This is a genomic window from Methylobacterium sp. PvR107 (genome assembly GCF_017833295.1).
GTDB lineage: Bacteria > Pseudomonadota > Alphaproteobacteria > Rhizobiales > Beijerinckiaceae > Methylobacterium.
In genome coordinates this window covers 5456987-5473598 of the sequence record NZ_JAFIBW010000001.1, presented here as the reverse complement: position 1 = coordinate 5473598, position 16612 = coordinate 5456987, and the positions used below count along the sequence as shown (strand labels likewise).

Genomic DNA, 16612 nt, shown 5'->3' with positions numbered 1-16612 from the left:
ATTTCCTCCTCCACCGCCGGCCGGATCACGCGCGGTGATCCGGACAACCGCGCACGACGTGCCCGAAACGCGACGACCGCATGGGACGGCATCCTGCGGGGCGGCAGGACGCGGCAGACCGTGTCATATAGGGGCGCGGCCGGGCAGGACAGGCGCGGGGCTGGCCCGCAACGCCGCGAAAACCTATGGATCGCAGCATGAGCGCGACCGTTCCGAGCATCGACATCCAGGCCGAGCCCTTCGACACCGCGGCCGAGATCGCCCGGATCGGTGCCGAACTCGGCGGCCGCGCCGGCGCCGTCGTGACCTTCACGGGTCTGTGCCGGGACGAGGACGGGCGCCTGACGGCGCTCGAGCTGGAGCATTATCCCGGAATGGCCGAGGCGGAGATCCTTCGGGTCGCCGAGGAGGCCGTGGCGCGCTGGCCGCTCCAGGCGCTGCGGGTGATCCACCGGCACGGGCGGGTGCGCCCGGGGGACGGGATCGTGCTCGTGGTCACCGCCTCGAGCCACCGGGTCGCCGCCTTCGAGGCGGCGGACTTCCTGATGGATTACCTCAAGACCCGCGCCCCGTTCTGGAAGCGCGAGCACTTGGCCGACGGCACCACCGGCGGCTGGGTCGCGGCGACCGCCCAGGACGATGCTGCTGCCGGACGCTGGGGCTGAGGCGGCCTACACGATCAGGGCGTTCAGCAGCACGGCCACGGCCGCGCCGGCGACCGCGATACCCAGGATGATCACGCTGCTCAGCTGATCGCCGTTGTCGACCGTCCGGCCGGGGCCGAGGGATCGGATCGGGGTCTCGCCGTACGGGCTGCTCATGTCGGGCTCTCCTGGAGGGCCGACCCCCAGCGGGCCGGCCGTCACGCGGGCGGACAACGCGCGACGGGCCGTCCGGTCCCGCCGCCGCTGCGCACAGGCCGGGCGCCGACCGCACTTGACCCGGGCGGGTCCCCGGCGTTCGTGAGCCCGCGGTGCAGGAGCGATGATGTCAGACGGAAAGATTCAGGATCTCGAAGGCCCGGTCGGGTCCTGGCGCGGCGCGGCGCCGCTCGCCGTGTCGGGCATCGCGGTGGTCTGCTTCGTGGCGGCGCTGGCGCTCGCCTGGATGTCGGTGGGCACGCTCCTGCTGATCTTCGCCGGCGTGCTCCTCGCGGTCTTCCTCGACGGCCTGACGCGCGGGCTCGGCCATGTCCTGCCCCTGCCCAGGGCCGTGCGGCTGACGATCGCCAGCCTGGCTGTCGCGGTCGCGGTGATCGGGTTCGGCAGCTACGGCGGCGCCACGATCGTGCAGCAGGGGCGCGACCTCGGCACCACGATCAAGGATCAGGCCGGCACGGTGACCGGCTGGCTCGCCGAGCGCGGCATCGACGTCCCGAACCTGTCGCAGCAGGGCGGCGGCAAGGACGGCTCGGCCGAAGGCGGCCAGCGCGAGGGGGGCCTCGGCGGCCTCGCCAACGGCTTGCTCAAGGGCGGCAGTTCCATCGTCTCCGACGCGGGCAGCGTCCTGGGCCCGGCGGCCGCGGTGATCCTCGGGCTGTTCGACGCTTTGGGCAACGTCCTGGTGATCGCCTTCCTCGGGCTCGCCTTCGCGGCCGACCCGAAGGCCTACCGCGACGGCGCGGTCCGGTTCGTGCCGCCGCAGGGACGCTGGCGGGCGACCCAGGTCTTCGATGGGGCCGGCGAGACCCTGCGGCACTGGCTGTTCGGCCAGATCATCATCATGGCGGTCATCTTCGTGTGCACCTGGGCGGGGCTGGCCTTCCTGGGGATCGGCGGGGCTCTGATCCTGGGGCTGCAGGCGGGGCTGCTCGCCTTCGTGCCCACGGTCGGGCCGCTGGTGGCCGGCATCGTGATCGTGCTCGCCGCCCTTGCGTCGGGCACCAAGGCGGTGATCGGCGCCGTGGGCGTGTATCTCGCAGTGCAGTGCCTGGAGAGCTACGGCCTGACGCCGTTCATCCAGAAGCGGGCGCTCGACATCCCGCCGGCCACAATCTTTGCCGGGCAGCTGATCCTGGGCGTGATCTTCGGGCTGTGGGGCATCGCCCTCGCCCTGCCGCTGATGGCGGTGATCAAGGTCCTGCTGGAGCAGCTCTACGTGGAGGACACCCTCCACGAACAGCCGAGCAACTGAGCACCGTCATTCCGGGCTCCGCTCCCTGCGGCCCCGGAATGAAGCAGACGACCGGTCAGCCGCGCAGGGCGTCCTCGATCAGCCGGGCGACCGCCAGGGCCCGGCCGTCGTCGCCGAACCGGCCGATCACCTGCACGCCCACCGGCAGCCGATGGCCCGGCACCGGCACGTTCACGCACGGCACGCCCATCAGCGTCCAGAGCTGGTTGAAGCGGGGATCGCCCGTCGAGGCGAGCGTCGCGGGCGCCTGGCCGGGGGCCGAAAAGGTCAGGATCGCGTCGTAACCCGCGAACAGGTCCTTGAGTACCCGCCGGGCGCGATGGGCGTGGCGGCGGGCATCGTCGTACTCGGCGGGGCTGAACGCGTCGCCCGCGTCGAGATGCTCCCGGACCCGCGGCGGCAGCGCGTCGGCCTGGGTGTCGAACTCCCAGCCGAGCGCCAGCCTTCCTTCGTAGTTCTGGATGATCCGGTGGCGCTCCCAGGCCTGCGCCAGCTCCGCCGGCAGCGCGAGGTCGGTGACCCGTGCGCCCGCCCGCTCGGCCGCCTGCCGGGCGCGAGCCAGCGCGGCCTCGGCCTCGGGCTCCGGGGCCTCGGCGAAGTCCTGGCGCACGAAGCCGATGCGGGGTGCCGAGCCGGCCTCGGCGCCGTCGATCTCCGGCCGGCCGGTCACCAGAGCCAGGGCGTGGGCAACGTCCGCGACCCCGGCGGCGAACAGGCCGACCGTGTCGAGCGCCCAGGAATAGGTCTTCACCCCGACAGTCGGGATCAGCCGGAATGACGGCTTCACCGCCGCGCAGCCGCAATAGCTCGCCGGGCGGATCACCGATCCCGCCGTCTGCGTGCCCAGGGCCAGGGGCAGCATCCCGGCGCCGACGGCGGCAGCCGAACCCGCCGAGGAGCCGCCCGGCGTGTGGCCGGGATCGTGCGGATTGACCGTCTCGGTCGGGTCGCTGCTGGCGAAGGCCGTGGTGGTGGTCTTGGCGAGCGCCACAGCACCGAGCCGCTTCAGCCGGCTGACCACGGCGGCGTCGCCGCGCGGGTGCCAGCCCGCGTAGATCGACGAGCCCATCTGGCTCGGCAGGCCGGCGCTGTCGATGATGTCCTTCACGCCGACCGCGATGCCGGCAAGCGGCCCGGCCTCCGGGATCGTAGGTGCCGGGTCGAGGGTGACCAGCGCGCGCAATGCCGGCTCCCGCGCGGCGATCGCGGCGCGACAGAGGTCGATGGCGCCCGCGGGCGTCAGGGTGCCGGCGGCGATGCGGGCGCGGAGGTCGAGGAGTGAAAGCATAATGCATTCAGTCCGCGGTCTGCGGCGCTGTCAACCGAGGCGCCACAGGCCGCGCCATTCCGAAAACGCCGTTGACGAACGCTTTACGCGAAAGTGCGCATCGTCCGTGTCATGTGGCGTGGCGTATCCCTGTTCTCGGCCCTGGCGCTGTTCGGCGCGGGCCTCACCGCGTGCTCGGTCAACCATTTCGAGCGACGCGACCCGTGGCGCGATCAGGCGGAGCAGGTCTGCCTGGCCAAGAAGCTCGTCGAGCCGTCGGAATTCATCACGCCCATCGCGGCGATGGACGGCCCGGGACCCTGCGGCATGCAGCAGCCCTTCCGGGTGACGCGGCTCGCCGGCGGCTCCGTGGTGTTGAAGCAGCGGATGACGCTCGGCTGCCCGGCGCTGGCCGAGGCCGAGGCGTGGCTCGCCGATACGATCCAGCCGGCCGCCAGCCTCTATTTCGGCGTGCCCGTCGCCGAGATCAACGCCGGCTCCTATTCCTGTCGCGGCCGCAACAACCAGCCCGGCGCCAAGCTCTCCGAACACGGCTATGGCAATGCGATCGACGTGATGTCGATCAAGCTCGCCGACGGTCACGTGATCACCGTCAAGGGCGGCTGGCGCGGCACCGAGGCCGAGCAGGGCTTCCTGCGCGAGATCTTCCTGGGCGCCTGCCAGCGCTTCACCACGGTGCTGGCGCCCGGTTCGAACGTCTTCCACTACGATCACATCCACGTGGACCTCGCCCGGCACGACCCGCGCGGGCTGAAGCGGATCTGCCAGCCGCTGATCAAGTTCACGCCGCAGCTCGGCACCGGCGTCGAGCGGCCCCTGTCCCGCCCGGTCCCGCCGACGCGCCAGCCGGCCGCCCCGCAGGCGCCGGTGGATGTCGAGGAGGACGATCCGTACGGCGTCGCGCCGATGTCGAAGGCCGCGAGCCCGACCCAGGTTGCCCGTGCTCCGGCCCGCCTGCCGGCGGCTTCGGCCTACACCTCGGCGCCCCCGGCCCGGCCGGCGCCGCGGGTCGCGACCGTCGCCCCCGAGGAACCCGCGGAGGCGTATGACGAGCCGCTTCAGCTCGGCGCGCCGCCGAGCACCGGGCCGATCTACTGAGACCGGATGCGGTCGCCGGCTGGGGAACGCGGATCGGACCGGCCCGGGGACACTGACGCTCACCGGCCCCGCAATGCTACGCTCCGCGCATGCGGGCGGCGGTGAACAGCGCGGGACGGCGCGGCGGACTTGCCCGCTTCCTGCTCCTGTATGCGGCGCTTTACGGGGCCTATGGCGGCCTGTCACCGATCCTTCCGGCGTTCCTGGCAGCGCGCGGCCTGGATCCTGGCGCGATCGGCGTCCTGCTCGCCGCCGCGGGCGCGATCCGCCTCGTGATCGGCCCCCTGGCCGGCTCCGTCGCGGACCGGCGCGGCTCGGGCCGCCCGATCCTGGCGGCGAGCCTCGCGCTGGCGGGACTGGCCACCCTGGCCCATCTCCCGGGCATCGGCTTCGCCCAGCTGATCGGCCCGGCCCTCCTCTACGCGGCGGGCACGGCCGCCCCGGCGCCACTCGCCGACGCGCTCGCGCTCGCCGCCGCGCGGGGCGGGGCCGCGTTCCAGTACGGCTGGGTCCGTGCCGCCGGCTCGGCCGCCTTCATCGTCGGGACCGGCGCCGCGGGCTGGCTGATCGGGAGCGTGGATCTCGCTGCCGCCCTGGCGGCGAGCGGAATCCTGTTCCTGGCCGCCGCCACGGCGGCGCTGGCCCTGCCCGCGGCATCGGCCGGGCCGGCCGAGACGCGGCCGCCCCTGCGCGGCTTCGCCGATTTGGCCCAGCGCCCGCGATTCCGCCGGACCGTGCTGGCGGCCGCCCTGGTGATCGGCGCACATGCCCTGCATGACGGCTTCGCCATGATCTTGTGGCGCGCGTCCGGGATCGGGGCCGGCACCGCCGGCCTGCTCTGGTCGGTGTCTGTCGGGGCCGAGGTGCTGGTCTTCCTGCTGGTCGGGCCGCTCCTGCTGGCGCGGATCGGGCTTCCGGCCGGTGTCGCGGTGGCGGCCTGCGCCGGCGCGCTGCGCTGGGCGGTGCTGGGCTCGACCACCGACGTGCCGTGGCTGGCCGCCGCGGAGGCACTGCACGGGTTCAGCTTCGCGCTGCTGCACCTCGCCTGCCTCGGCCTGATCGAGGAATCGACGCCGTCCCACCTGCGTGCGACCGCGCTCGCCCTCTACGGGACGCTCGGCCTCGGCCTGTCGGGCGTGCTGGCGACCCTCGCCTCGGGGGCGCTCTACGGATCCTTCGGTGCCCGGGCCTTCTGGGCGATGGCCGCCCTGAGCCTCGCAGCTCTGCCGCTGGTCCCCGGGTTGCGGCGTCGCTGAGGCGGTGGGTTCTTTTCCCGGGCCTGTGGTACGGACCCGGAACGGAGCCGCCCGAAAAGCCCTGCATGCCCATCGTCGCCGAGATCCTGATCCCGCTGGCCCTCGATACGCCCTACAGCTACGTGGTCCCGGCCGGGCTTGAGCTTGCTTCCGGCGACGTGGTGCAGGTACCGCTGGGCCCGCGCGAGATCGTCGGGGTCGTCTGGGGTCTGGCCGGCACCGCCGGCGGCTCGAACCTGCGTCCGGTGACCGGCCGCCTGCCTTACCCGCCGCTCTCGGAGCCGCTGCGCAGCCTCGTCGACTGGATCGCCCGCTACACGCTGGCCCCGAAGGGCTCGGCGCTTGCCATGGTGCTGCGCCTGCCCGACGAGGCGGCCGCCGCCGAGACCGTCCGGGTCGCAGTGCGCATCACCGACAAGCCGCCGAGCCGACCCACGCCCGCTCGGACCAAGGTGCTGGCCGTCGCCGTGGATGGCAGCCTGCGCGGCAAGAGTGCGCTGGCCAAGGAGGCCGGCGTCTCGCTCTCGGTGGTCGACGGGCTCATCGATGACGGCGCCCTAGAGACCGTGGCGGTGGAGCCCGAGCCGGTCGCGCCGCCGCCCGACCCCGACTTCCCGCGGACGCCGCTCTCCCCCGCCCAGGCCGAGGCCGTGGCTGCCCTGGTCGAACCGTTCCCCTGGCGGCCGTCAGCGACCGAAGTTCGGGCCGAGCCTGCGGAGACCGACCTTCGGCCGGTCCTGTTGGAAGGCGTCACCGGCTCGGGCAAGACCGAGGTCTATTTCGAGGCGGTCGCCGGCTGCATCCGGGCGGGCCGGCAGGCGCTGATCCTGATGCCGGAGATCGCCCTGACGGCACAGTTCCTCGACCGGTTCGCGGCCCGGTTCGGGGTGCGGCCGGCGGCGTGGCATTCCGGGATCGGCGGCAAGCGGCGCGAACGCCTGCGGGCCGCGGTGGCCGAGGGCGACGCGCTCGTGGTGGTGGGTGCGCGCTCGGCCCTGTTCCTGCCCTTCGCCCGCCTCGGCCTGATCGTGGTCGATGAGGAGCACGAGACCGCCTACAAGCAGGAGGACGGCGTCCACTATCACGCCCGCGACATGGCGGTCGTGCGCGGGCGGCTGGAGGGCTGCCCGGTGGTGCTGACCTCGGCGACGCCCGCCATCGAGACGCGGGTCAACGCCGCCCGGGGGCGCTACCGGCACGTGCGGCTGCCGGAGCGCTTCGGCGGACGGAGCCTGCCCGACATCGCCGCCATCGACATGCGCCTCGATCAGCCCGAGCGCGGTCGCTTCCTGAGCCCGCCTCTGGTCAGCGCCGTGAAGCACACCCTGGAGCGCGGCGAGCAGGCGCTGCTGTTCCTCAACCGGCGGGGCTACGCGCCGCTGACCCTGTGCCGGGCCTGCGGGCACCGCTACCAGTGCAAGAACTGCTCGACCTGGCTGGTGGAGCACCGGTTCCGCCGGGCCCTCGTCTGCCACCAGTGCGGTTATACCGAGCGCCGGCCCGAGGCCTGCACCGAGTGCGGCACCTTCGACAATCTCACCGCCTGCGGCCCCGGCGTCGAGCGGATCGCCGAGGAGGCCGCCGCCCTGTTCCCCGAACGGCGCATCGTCGTGCTGTCGAGCGATTTCCCCGGCGGCGCCGAGCGCCTGCGTCAGGAACTCGACGCGGTGGCGGCCGGGGAATGCGACGTGGTGATCGGCACGCAGCTCGTGGCGAAGGGCCACAATTTCCCGTTCCTGACCCTCGTCGGCGTGCTCGACGCCGATATCGGCCTGACCTCGGGCGATCCGCGGGCGGCGGAGCGGACCTTCCAGCTGCTCCAGCAGGTGACCGGACGCGCCGGTCGCGGCGAGAAGCCCGGCCGGGCCCTCGTCCAGACCTACCAGCCGGACCATCCGGTGATCGCGGCCCTCCTGTCGGGCGACGCCGAGCGCTTCTACGCCGAGGAGATCGAGGCCCGCGAGGCGGCCGGCCTGCCGCCGTTCGGGCGGCTCGCGGCGCTGATCGTCTCGGCCAGCGAGCGCGCGGTGGCGGAGGCGCACGGGCAGGCGCTGGCCCGCGCCGCCGAGCCGCCCGAGGGCGTGATGGTCCTGGGGCCCGCCGAGGCGCCGCTGGCCCTGGTGCGCGGGCGATACCGGTTCCGGCTGCTGGTGAAGACCGAGCGCAACGTCGACCTGCAAGGCTACCTGCGCGCCTGGATCGCCCGCGGCCCCAAGGTGCGCGGCAACGTCCGGGTCGCCATCGATGTCGACCCGCAGAGCTTTTTGTAGGAGACTTCGCGGGCTTCCCGGCGAAGCCGAATCCGGATCGTCCGCGGGAAGCACCAGAGCAGGGGGGCAGAGCCGTGTCCGTTCGCGGCGCGATCGGGTATGGCTCTTGCCACGGGCGGCGGACCCTGGCCGGAGACCGGCGACGGGACGCGGGCGGTTCCCGGAGGAGCGATCAGTGCTGACCTACACCAAGACGCCGGATTCCAATGTCGCCGAAATCGTGGTCGACGGGAAGATCACCGACGAGGAGATGAACGCGGCGATGACCGCGATGAAGGCCGACCTCGACAAGGGCGGCAAGATCAAGCTGCTGGAGGATATCCGCGCCTTCGAGGGCATGGAGCCGGCGGCCTTCTTCAAGGACCCGCGCTTCGGCTTCTCGATGATGAAGAGCGTCAGCCACGTTGCCCTGGTGACGGACGCACCGTGGCTGAAGGCGCTCGCCGAGACATTCAACTTCGTCTCGCCGACCCAGATCAAGGTGTTCGAGCGCGCTCGCCTCGATGAGGCGCGCACCTGGCTCGCCGCGGCGGCCTGAACGCGGTCAATCGGCCTGCGCGGTGCGGGTGTCGCTGCGCCGCGCGGTCCAGTGGCCGGAGCAGAGGGACGAGACCTTCCAGGTGCCAGCGCCGCTGCCGGCCTGGAGCCGCCCGGTCCCGGTGCCGCTCGCCGTCCCGTTGCTGACGGTGAGTCCGACGCTGCCGTCGGCGCCGACATGCCCGTTCACCCGGGCGCCCGCGCCGCCGGATACGAGCTGCATCTGCCCCTCGCGAATGGCGAGCGCGTAGGTGTAGCGGGCGCTGCACAGGCCGCTCTCCGTCACCAGCTCCACCGACCAGCGCCCATTATGCGTGCCCGGCCCCGCGCTGGCGGGCGTGCATGTCGGAAGGGTCAGGCCGGCGGCGAGGGCCGCGACCGCGGTCAGCTTGATCATACGGGGAAACTCTCGGTGTTGCGCGCGCCGCCTCGTGCAGCGCGCCTGATCAGTCTCGTTGATGGAGTATGACCCGAGCGTGAACGAAAGAAACGGCGAGAGTATGACCGTGAGCAGATCGATGAAGATTGGCGGCGGCCGGCGCAAGGATGCGATGAATAGTCAAGCTCGCGCCGGCCGATGCTGTGTCTTGATCTCGGAAGCCGGACGTTCTTCCACTGCGCACCCGCTCCACATCTCGGGTGCGGTTGCGAGATCCGGTGTTTGAGGCGCGCTCGGCCTAGTCCGTTGGCGGCCGGCGCAGGTGCCAGTCGGTCGCGCGCTGGTAGGCCTGCCCGACCCGCAGGGCCATGGCCTCGTCGTAGCCCCGGCAGACGATCTGGAGCGAGAGCGGCAGGCCGGAGGCGGTGAAGCCGTCCGGCAGAGCCAGGGCGCAGAGATCGAGCAGGTTGCCGAACCGGGTGAAGCGGGACGGCAGATGCGCCTCGTCCACCTCGGACAGAGCGACGGCCGCGCATTCTGTCGTCGGCGTCAGGAGGGCGTCGATCCCGTCCAAGGCCGCCGCATATTGCAGCTTCATCGCGGCGCGGCGATGCAGCGTGCCGAGATATTCCTGCGCCGAGACCTTGGCGCCGGCCAGGATCCGCGCCCGCACGGCGTCGCCGAGCTGCGCGGCCGGATCCTCGGCCAGCGCGCCGTTCACCAAATAGGCCTCGGCATTGGTGATGCCGCTCATCGCCACGCAGTCGCTGAACCGGAACGGCAGCGCGACATCGACGATCTCGGCCCCCTGTGCGGCCAGGATATCCAGAGCCGCGTCGTAGGCGGCCAGCATGTCGGCGGCGACGCCCTCCCGCTCGGTCGCGGGCATGCGCCCGAGCCGCAGGCCGCGCACGCCGCGGTTGAGCGTCGCCCAGGGCGCGTCCGGCTGGATGCCGCGGGTGGTCGGATCGAGGGGATCGGGTCCGGAGATCGCCTCATAGAGGAGCGCTGCATCCTCCACGGTGCGGGCGAGGGGGCCGGGCGAATCCAGGGTGGTCGAGAGCGGCACGATCCCCCAGGTCGAGACGCGCCCGACCGTTACTTTGAGTCCCGTCAGCCCGCAAAAGGCGGAAGGCAGGCGCACCGAGCCGCCGGTATCGGTGCCGATGCCCCAGGGCGCCATCCGGGCCGCGACCGCGACGCCGGTGCCGCTGCTCGACCCGCCGGGCGTGCGCGGGGTCTCGAAATCCCAGGGGTTCCAGGGCGTTCCGAGATGCTGGTTCGTGCCCCAGCCGCCGTAGGCGAACTCCACCGTGTGCGTCTTGCCGAGCACGATCATGCCCTGGCCGATGAGGCGCCGGGCGATCGTGGCCGTGCGCTCGGCCCGGCGCGCCCGATGGGCCGCCGAGCCGCCCATGGTGATCCGGCCTTCCAGGTCGATCAGGTCCTTCAGCACCACCGGGACGCCGTGGAGCGGTCCCACCGCGTGGCCCGACCGGATCGCCCGGTCGGCGCCCTCGGCGGCGAGGCGCGCGTCGGAGTCGAAGACCTCCGTGAAGGCCCGGAGCTTGGGCTCCAGCTGGTCCACTCGCCCGAGCAATGCGTCGACCGCGTCGACGGGCGAGAGACTGCGCGACCGGATCGCCTGGCCAAGCTCGGCCGCGGAGGCGTGGATGGGATCGATATCGGGCATCGGACTTACTGCACGCTGACGAGGGTGAGGTCGACAAACCAGGATTGCGGCGAGACGAAGCCGTGGATCTTCTTCGACATCCCGCGGGGATTGAGGTCGTGGACGACGAACAGCCACGGCGGATTGTCCACGAGGCGCTCGTGGGCGATCTTGGTCTGCGCGTCGATCACCTTGGCGTCGGTGGTCTCGGCCAGCGCCTTGAGGGCAGCGTCGAACTGGTCGTCCTTCCAGGTCGGGAAGTTGAAGCCGTTCGGCGGAAACCGGTCGCCCGCGAAGTAGCGCGCCATGACGGCCGCGTCCGACGAGGGCGAGGACACGTTCAGCGCCATCGCGCCCTGGAGGCTCGGCGCGTCGGGCAGCGCCCGGCCGCCGTTCAGCAGCACCTGCCACTCGACCACGTTGAAGCTGACATCGACGTTGCAGGCCTGCTTCAGGTTCTCCTGAAGGTACTCGTTCATCGGCATCGGCAGCATCTGGCCCGAGCCGGACGAGGAGATCATCACCTTGAGGCTGAGCGGCTTCTTGTCGGTGTAGCCGGCCTCGGCCAGCAGCGCCTTCCCCTTGGCGGCGTCGAACGTGTAGTGATTTTTCGGGCTGCCGAAATTCGGGTCCTTGTCGTTGAGCCAGCCCGAGGCCGGCTCGGCCGTTCCGTTGAGCAGTTCGACGATGCCGGCTCGGTCGATGCAGTAGTTCAGGCCCTGCCGGACGCGCACGTCCTTCAGCGGGCTGTCCTTGGCGCCGATGTTGAAGAAATACGGCCAGACATGCGGGTAGGAGCCCGTGGTGATGGTGAAGCCCGCCTGCTTCAGCGACGGGATCGCGTCGGGCGCCGGGACCTCGATCCAGTCGACCTGACCGGCCCGCAGCGCCGCCACCCGGGCGTTGGCTTCCGGGATCGGCATCAGCCGGACCTTGTCGACCTTGGCCATCCGGTTCGGGTCCCAGTAGCCGTCGTTCCTGGCGAGATCGACCGCCTCCCGCGGAGCGACGCGGGTGATCTTGAACGGGCCCGTGCCGGCCGCCGGCAGCGCGGCCACCTTGCTCCAGTCGCGGCCGGCCTTCTCGAACGAGGCTGGCGAGGTGAACAGCAGGTAGACGACCATGTAGGGGAAGTACGACGCCACCTGCGTGGTGGTGATCTGGACCGTCGCGTCGTCGATCTTCTTGTACGATCCGACCAGCGGCGCCCGGGCGCGGGAGATGCCGGCGCCCTGCGCCTCGAATTGCGGGCTGTCGTTCTTGAAGTAGCGGTCGAGGTTCCAGATCACCGCATCGGCGTTGAACGGCGTGCCGTCATGGAACTTGACCCCCTGGCGCAGGTGGAAGGTCCACACCGTCTTGTCGGTGGAATCCTGCTCCCAGCGTTCGGCGAGCGCCGGGACGATGCCGGCAAGCTTGGTGGTGCTCGTCAGGTCCCACTGCACCAGCCCCTCGAAGATCGGGTAGCCGAGGAAGCGCATGCCCTCGAAGCCGTTGTTGGGCATGCCGGTCGTCGTGGGGATGTCGGACGCCGTCATGGCGATGCGCAGAACGCTCTCGGCGCTGGCCGGCGCGGTCAGAGCGACGGAACCGGCTAGGGCGGCAGCAATCAGGCGGCGAATTGTCATGTGTTTCCATTCGTCGAAGTTGCGGCGCGCCAACCGCAAATCCCGCGCCACGCTCAGGCTTAAGCCTTGCGTCCGGCGAACAGAAGATGCCGGACGTCGCCCCTTGCGCGTGGCGCCGGCTGCGCCACGGTAATACAAAATGCGAGTCACCGGCCGGTTTGGCCGGCGCACGAGGGAGCTGCCCGTGAGCGATGGAACGCCGAGCACCATGAATGGGGCCGAGAGTCTCGTTCGGACCCTCGTGGAGGGCGGGGTCGAGGTCTGCTTCACCAATCCCGGCACCTCGGAGATGCACTTCGTCGCCGCCCTCGATCGGGTCGAGGGGATGCGCTGCGTCCTGTTCCTGTTCGAGGGCGGGGCGACCGGCGCGGCGGACGGCTACGCCCGCATGGCCGACAAGCCGGCCTCGACGCTGCTCCATCTCGGGCCCGGCCTCGCCAACGGGCTGGCCAATCTTCACAACGCCAAGAAGGCGCGCACCCCCGTCGTCAACATCGTCGGCGAGCACGCGACCTATCACCGGGAGTACAACGCGCCGCTGACCTCGGACATCGAAGGCTTGGCCCACCCGATGTCGTCCTGGGTGCGGACCGGAATGAGTGCCGGCGAGATCGGCTCGGACGGCGCCGCCGCCATCGCGGCTGCCCGCACCGCGCCGGGGCAGGTCGCGACCCTGATCTTGCCGGCCAACACCGCCTGGGATCCCGGCACCGGGCCCGCGCCCGTGCCCGACATCCCGGCGCGGGCGAAGGCCGGCGACGACGCGATCACGGCCGCCGTGAAGGCGCTGCAAAGCGGCGAGACGGTGCTCCTGCATCTCGGCGACCGGGCGGTGCGGAACGAGGGTCGCGTCATCGCCGACCGGATCGCCCGTAAGACCGGCGCGCAGATCATGGCGATGACCTCCAATGCGCGGATCGACCGCGGCGCCGGCACCGTGCCGATCGAGCGCCTGCCCTACCCGATCGACCAGGGCATCGCGGCGCTGAAGGACTTCCGCCACATTATCCTGATCGGCGCGACGCCGCCGGTGGGCTTCTTCGCCTATCCGGGCAAGCCGAGCCTGCTGGCGCCGGAGGGCAGCACGACGATCACGCTGGCGACCCCCGAGGAAGACCAGATCGACGCCCTGGAGCGGCTCGCCGAGGCGGTCGCGGCCCCGCCCGCCGAGCCGATGGCCGTCGCGCCCCGCCCGAAGCTTCCGACCGCCGGTCCCCTCGACCAGGACACGATCGGGCAGGTGCTCGGCGCGCTGATCCCGGAGGGCGCGGTGATCTGCGACGAGTCGATCACCACGGGCCGCAACTTCTTCGCCCTCACCCGGGATGCCGCGGCCCACACCTGGCTCCAGCTCAGCGGTGGCTCGATCGGGCTCGGCATCCCGATGGCGACCGGCGCGGCCATCGCCTGCCCGGATCGCAAGGTGATCAACCTCCAGGCCGACGGCAGCGGCCTCTATACCGTGCAGGCGCTCTGGACCCAGGCCCGCGAGCACCTCGACGTGGTGACGCTGGTGTGGTCGAACCGGTCCTACGCGATCCTGCGGGCGGAGCTCGCCAATGTCGGTGCCCTCAATCCCGGCCCGAAGGCGCTCAGCATGCTGAGCCTCGACGAGCCGGCGGTGGATTGGGTGAGCCTCGCCAAGGGCTTCGGGGTCGAGGGGCGACGGGTCGAGACGCTCGCCGACTTCATCGCGGCGTTCCAGCACGCGCTGGCCAATCCGGGTCCGCACCTCATCGAAGTGGCTCTGTGAGCGAGACACGCTACCCGCTCCCCGGCCTCGATGGCCCGGTGGAGATCCGGGTCGATCGCTGGGGGCTCGCGCATATCCGGGCCGGTACCGCGCTCGACGCCTTTCGGGCGCAGGGGTTCAACGCCGCCCGGGACCGGCTCTGGCAGCTCGACCTCTGGCGCAAGCGCGGTCTCGGCCTGCTGGCGGCGGATTTCGGGCCTGGCTACCTTGCACAGGACCGCGCCGCCCGGCTGTTCCTCTACCGCGGCGACATGGCGGCCGAGTGGGCCGCCTACGGGCCGCAGGACACGAAGGCCATCGTCACGGCCTTCGTGGACGGGCTCAACGCCTACGTGGCGCTCACCGAGGCGCGGCCCGACCTGTTGCCGCCGGAATTCGCCCTGACCGGCACCCGTCCGAGCCGCTGGCAGCCCGCGGACGTCGTGCGCATCCGCAGCCACGGCCTGGTCCGCAACGTCCTCTCGGAGGTCGCCCGCGCCAAGGTGCTGGCGCGGGCCACATCCCGCGTGGAGGGACTCGCCGCCGACGATCTGCGCAAGCGGGTCAGCCCGCCGCACGATCCGGTCATCCCGGACGAACTCGACGCGGCGGACTGGCCTGACGATCTCCTCGATGCGTTCCGCCTCGCCACCGCGCCGGTCGGGTTTTCCCCGGAGCGCTCGGCGGCGTCCCGCGACGAAGCCTGGGCGTGGAGCAAGGTCGACGCGCACGGCGCCGTCACGCGGGGCAAGCGGGCGGCGCTGACGGAGCCGGTCGAGGGCTCGAACAACTGGGTGGTCGGCCCGTCGCGCACCGCGACGGGCCGGCCGATCCTGGCGAGCGACCCGCACCGGATCTACCTGCAGCCGTCGCTGCGCTACGCGGTCCACCTCACCGCCCCGGGGCTCGACGTGATCGGGGCCGGCGAGCCGGCGCTCCCGGGCATCTCGATCGGCCATAACGGGCACGCCGCCTTCAGCCTGACAATCGCGCCGATGGATCAGGAGGATCTTTTTGTCTGCGAGACCGACCCGGCCGATCCGGATCGCTACCGCTCCGATAACGACTGGGCGCCGATCGTGCGCATCACGGAAAACATCCCGGTGCGCGGCGGGCCGGACGAGACCGTGGTGCTGGGCTTCACCCGGCACGGGCCGATCATCCGCGAGGCCGGCGGCCGCGCCTTCGCGCTGCGGACCGTCTGGTCGGAGCCGGGCGCTGCCGCCTATCTCGACAGCCTCGCCTATCTGGGCGCCACCAGCCCCGAGGCTTTCGGCGAGGCCCTGCGCCACTGGTCGGCGCCTTCGGTCAACCAGCTCTATGCCGACGCGACCGGCCGGATCGCGTGGTTCATGGCCGGCAAGGCGCCCGTCCGTCCGGCCCATGACGGTCTGCTGCCGGTGCCGGGCGACGGCCGCTACGACTGGGCGGGGTTCCACGATCCGGCCGTGCTGCCCCGCAGCGTCGACCCGGACGCGGGCTGGCTCGCCACCGCCAACGAGATGAACCTGCCGCCGGGTTTCCCCGCGGAGGATTGCAAGGTCGGCTTCGAGTGGGCCGAGCCCTGGCGCGCGCGCCGCATCCGGGCGGTGCTCGGCGGGCAGACCCGGCACAGCCTCGCCGACTCGCAGGCGCTCCAGGGCGACGTCGTGTCCGAGCCGGCCCGGCGTCTCGCCGATCTGATCCGCGCGCTGCCGGCGCCCTCGGATCCCGATGTCGCCTCCGCCCGGGCCCTGCTGGCCGCGTTCGACGGGGCGCTGCATCATGATTCCCCTGCGGCCGCCCTTATCGAAATCCTGTGGGTCCATCACCTGCGCCCGGCGCTGCTCGGCGCGCTGATGCCGGATGCCGGAACCCGCCGCCTGCTGCCGCCGGGCGACACGCAGAGCCTGATCGAGCGCTTGGAGACCGGTCTCGACCCGGCGGCGCGCGATGCGCTGTTGGCGGAGGTCCTGGGGGCGGCGTTCCGGGACTGCCTGGAGCGGATGGGGCCGGACCCCATGGGCAGGCTCGCACCGGAGGCCGAAGCTCCACTCCCTCCCCCCTCTGCGGAGGAGGGTGGCCCCCAATGGGGGTCGGGAGAGGGGAGCGACGGTACGGAAGAAGGCGCTGTCCTTCGTGAAGGCCGCGAACTCCCCGGAAGCCGGGCTCCCCTCTCCCGGCCCCTGCTGACGCAGGGGCCGCCTTCCCCCGCAGAGGGGGGAGGGAGCGATACGGAAACGGTCGCGTCTCGCGAACCCCGCGTCGGCTGGTCCTGGGGCCGTCTGCACCACGCGCTGTTCGCCCATCCCCTGACCGGCCTGACTCCGGAATCCCGCTGGGATGTCGGGCCGCTGCCCGTGGGCGGGTCCGCGGCATCGGTCATGCACGCGGAGTACCGGATCGACACGTTCCGGCTCACGCACGGCGCCTCGTTCCGCATGGTTGTGGATGTGGGGGACTGGGACAGGTCGGTCTTCATCAACGTGCCGGGCCAGTCGGGAGACCCGCGAAGCCCGCACTATGCCGACCTCGCCCCGGTCTGGGGCGCCCAGGACCATGTGCCGATGCTCTACGGCCGCGCGGCCGTGGATGCAGTGACCGAGACGATCATCACCTTGAGCCCGTGCGCCGCCTGAC

General features: G+C 71.9%; 13 protein-coding genes. 8 read left to right on the top strand and 5 right to left on the bottom strand.

The window, feature by feature from the left end; all coding sequences use genetic code 11:
* Positions 1-197: 197 nt before the first annotated feature.
* Entirely contained in the window at positions 198-665 is a 468-nt protein-coding gene (locus tag JOE48_RS25855) for a molybdenum cofactor biosynthesis protein MoaE (protein WP_245252962.1), read from the top strand.
* 6 nt (positions 666-671) lie between these two features.
* Here the strand turns inward: JOE48_RS25855 and JOE48_RS25850 are convergent, their stop codons facing one another.
* Positions 672-821, bottom strand: coding sequence for a hypothetical protein (locus tag JOE48_RS25850; protein WP_210034034.1), 150 nt, complete (start codon positions 819-821; stop codon positions 672-674).
* 166 nt (positions 822-987) lie between these two features.
* Here JOE48_RS25850 and JOE48_RS25845 point away from each other — a divergent pair, with 166 nt between their 5' ends.
* Positions 988-2133, top strand: a complete 1146-nt coding sequence (locus JOE48_RS25845) for an AI-2E family transporter (RefSeq protein ID WP_210036056.1) — start codon at positions 988-990, stop codon at positions 2131-2133.
* 55 nt (positions 2134-2188) lie between these two features.
* On the opposite strand, the gene JOE48_RS25840 is transcribed toward JOE48_RS25845, so the two are convergent.
* Positions 2189-3421 carry an amidase gene (locus tag JOE48_RS25840; protein ID WP_210034032.1) on the bottom strand — a complete coding sequence of 411 codons (1233 nt, stop codon included), beginning with the start codon at positions 3419-3421 and terminating at the stop codon, positions 2189-2191.
* Between the two features lie 111 nt (positions 3422-3532).
* Between JOE48_RS25840 and JOE48_RS25835 the strand changes: the two genes are divergently transcribed.
* The 4 genes from JOE48_RS25835 to JOE48_RS25820 all read left to right on the top strand — a co-directional run bounded on the left by JOE48_RS25835 (position 3533) and on the right by JOE48_RS25820 (position 8583).
* On the top strand, positions 3533-4519 hold the full coding sequence (locus JOE48_RS25835; RefSeq protein ID WP_210034031.1) for an extensin family protein: 987 nt from the start codon (positions 3533-3535) through the stop codon (positions 4517-4519).
* Between the two features lie 89 nt (positions 4520-4608).
* On the top strand, positions 4609-5775 hold the full coding sequence (locus JOE48_RS25830; RefSeq protein ID WP_210034030.1) for an MFS transporter: 1167 nt from the start codon (positions 4609-4611) through the stop codon (positions 5773-5775).
* 65 nt (positions 5776-5840) lie between these two features.
* Positions 5841-8045 (top strand): primosomal protein N', encoded by a 2205-nt coding sequence (locus JOE48_RS25825; protein WP_210034029.1) that lies wholly within the window; start codon positions 5841-5843, stop codon positions 8043-8045.
* A 175-nt stretch (positions 8046-8220) separates the two neighbouring features.
* Positions 8221-8583, top strand: a complete 363-nt coding sequence (locus tag JOE48_RS25820; protein WP_210034028.1) for an STAS/SEC14 domain-containing protein — start codon at positions 8221-8223, stop codon at positions 8581-8583.
* Between the two features lie 6 nt (positions 8584-8589).
* On the opposite strand, the gene JOE48_RS25815 is transcribed toward JOE48_RS25820, so the two are convergent.
* The 3 genes from JOE48_RS25815 to JOE48_RS25805 all read right to left on the bottom strand — a co-directional run bounded on the left by JOE48_RS25815 (position 8590) and on the right by JOE48_RS25805 (position 12261).
* On the bottom strand, positions 8590-8979 hold the full coding sequence (locus tag JOE48_RS25815; protein ID WP_210034027.1) for a hypothetical protein: 390 nt from the start codon (positions 8977-8979) through the stop codon (positions 8590-8592).
* Positions 8980-9259: 280 nt separating this feature from the next.
* Positions 9260-10654 (bottom strand): amidase, encoded by a 1395-nt coding sequence (locus JOE48_RS25810; protein WP_210034026.1) that lies wholly within the window; start codon positions 10652-10654, stop codon positions 9260-9262.
* A gap of 5 nt (positions 10655-10659) precedes the next feature.
* Positions 10660-12261: an ABC transporter substrate-binding protein gene (locus tag JOE48_RS25805; RefSeq protein WP_210034024.1), complete on the bottom strand. Its 1602-nt coding sequence runs from the start codon at positions 12259-12261 to the stop codon at positions 10660-10662.
* A 208-nt stretch (positions 12262-12469) separates the two neighbouring features.
* Between JOE48_RS25805 and JOE48_RS25800 the strand changes: the two genes are divergently transcribed.
* Together JOE48_RS25800 and JOE48_RS25795 are read left to right on the top strand one after the other, a co-directional pair.
* Positions 12470-14014, top strand: coding sequence for an acetolactate synthase large subunit (locus tag JOE48_RS25800; RefSeq protein WP_210036055.1), 1545 nt, complete (start codon positions 12470-12472; stop codon positions 14012-14014).
* The gene (locus JOE48_RS25795; protein WP_210034021.1) at positions 14011-16611 is read left to right on the top strand and encodes a penicillin acylase family protein; all 2601 of its coding nucleotides are present in this window, start codon (positions 14011-14013) and stop codon (positions 16609-16611) included. Before JOE48_RS25800 ends, JOE48_RS25795 begins: the two co-directional genes overlap by 4 nt.
* Position 16612: the final 1 nt, after the last annotated feature.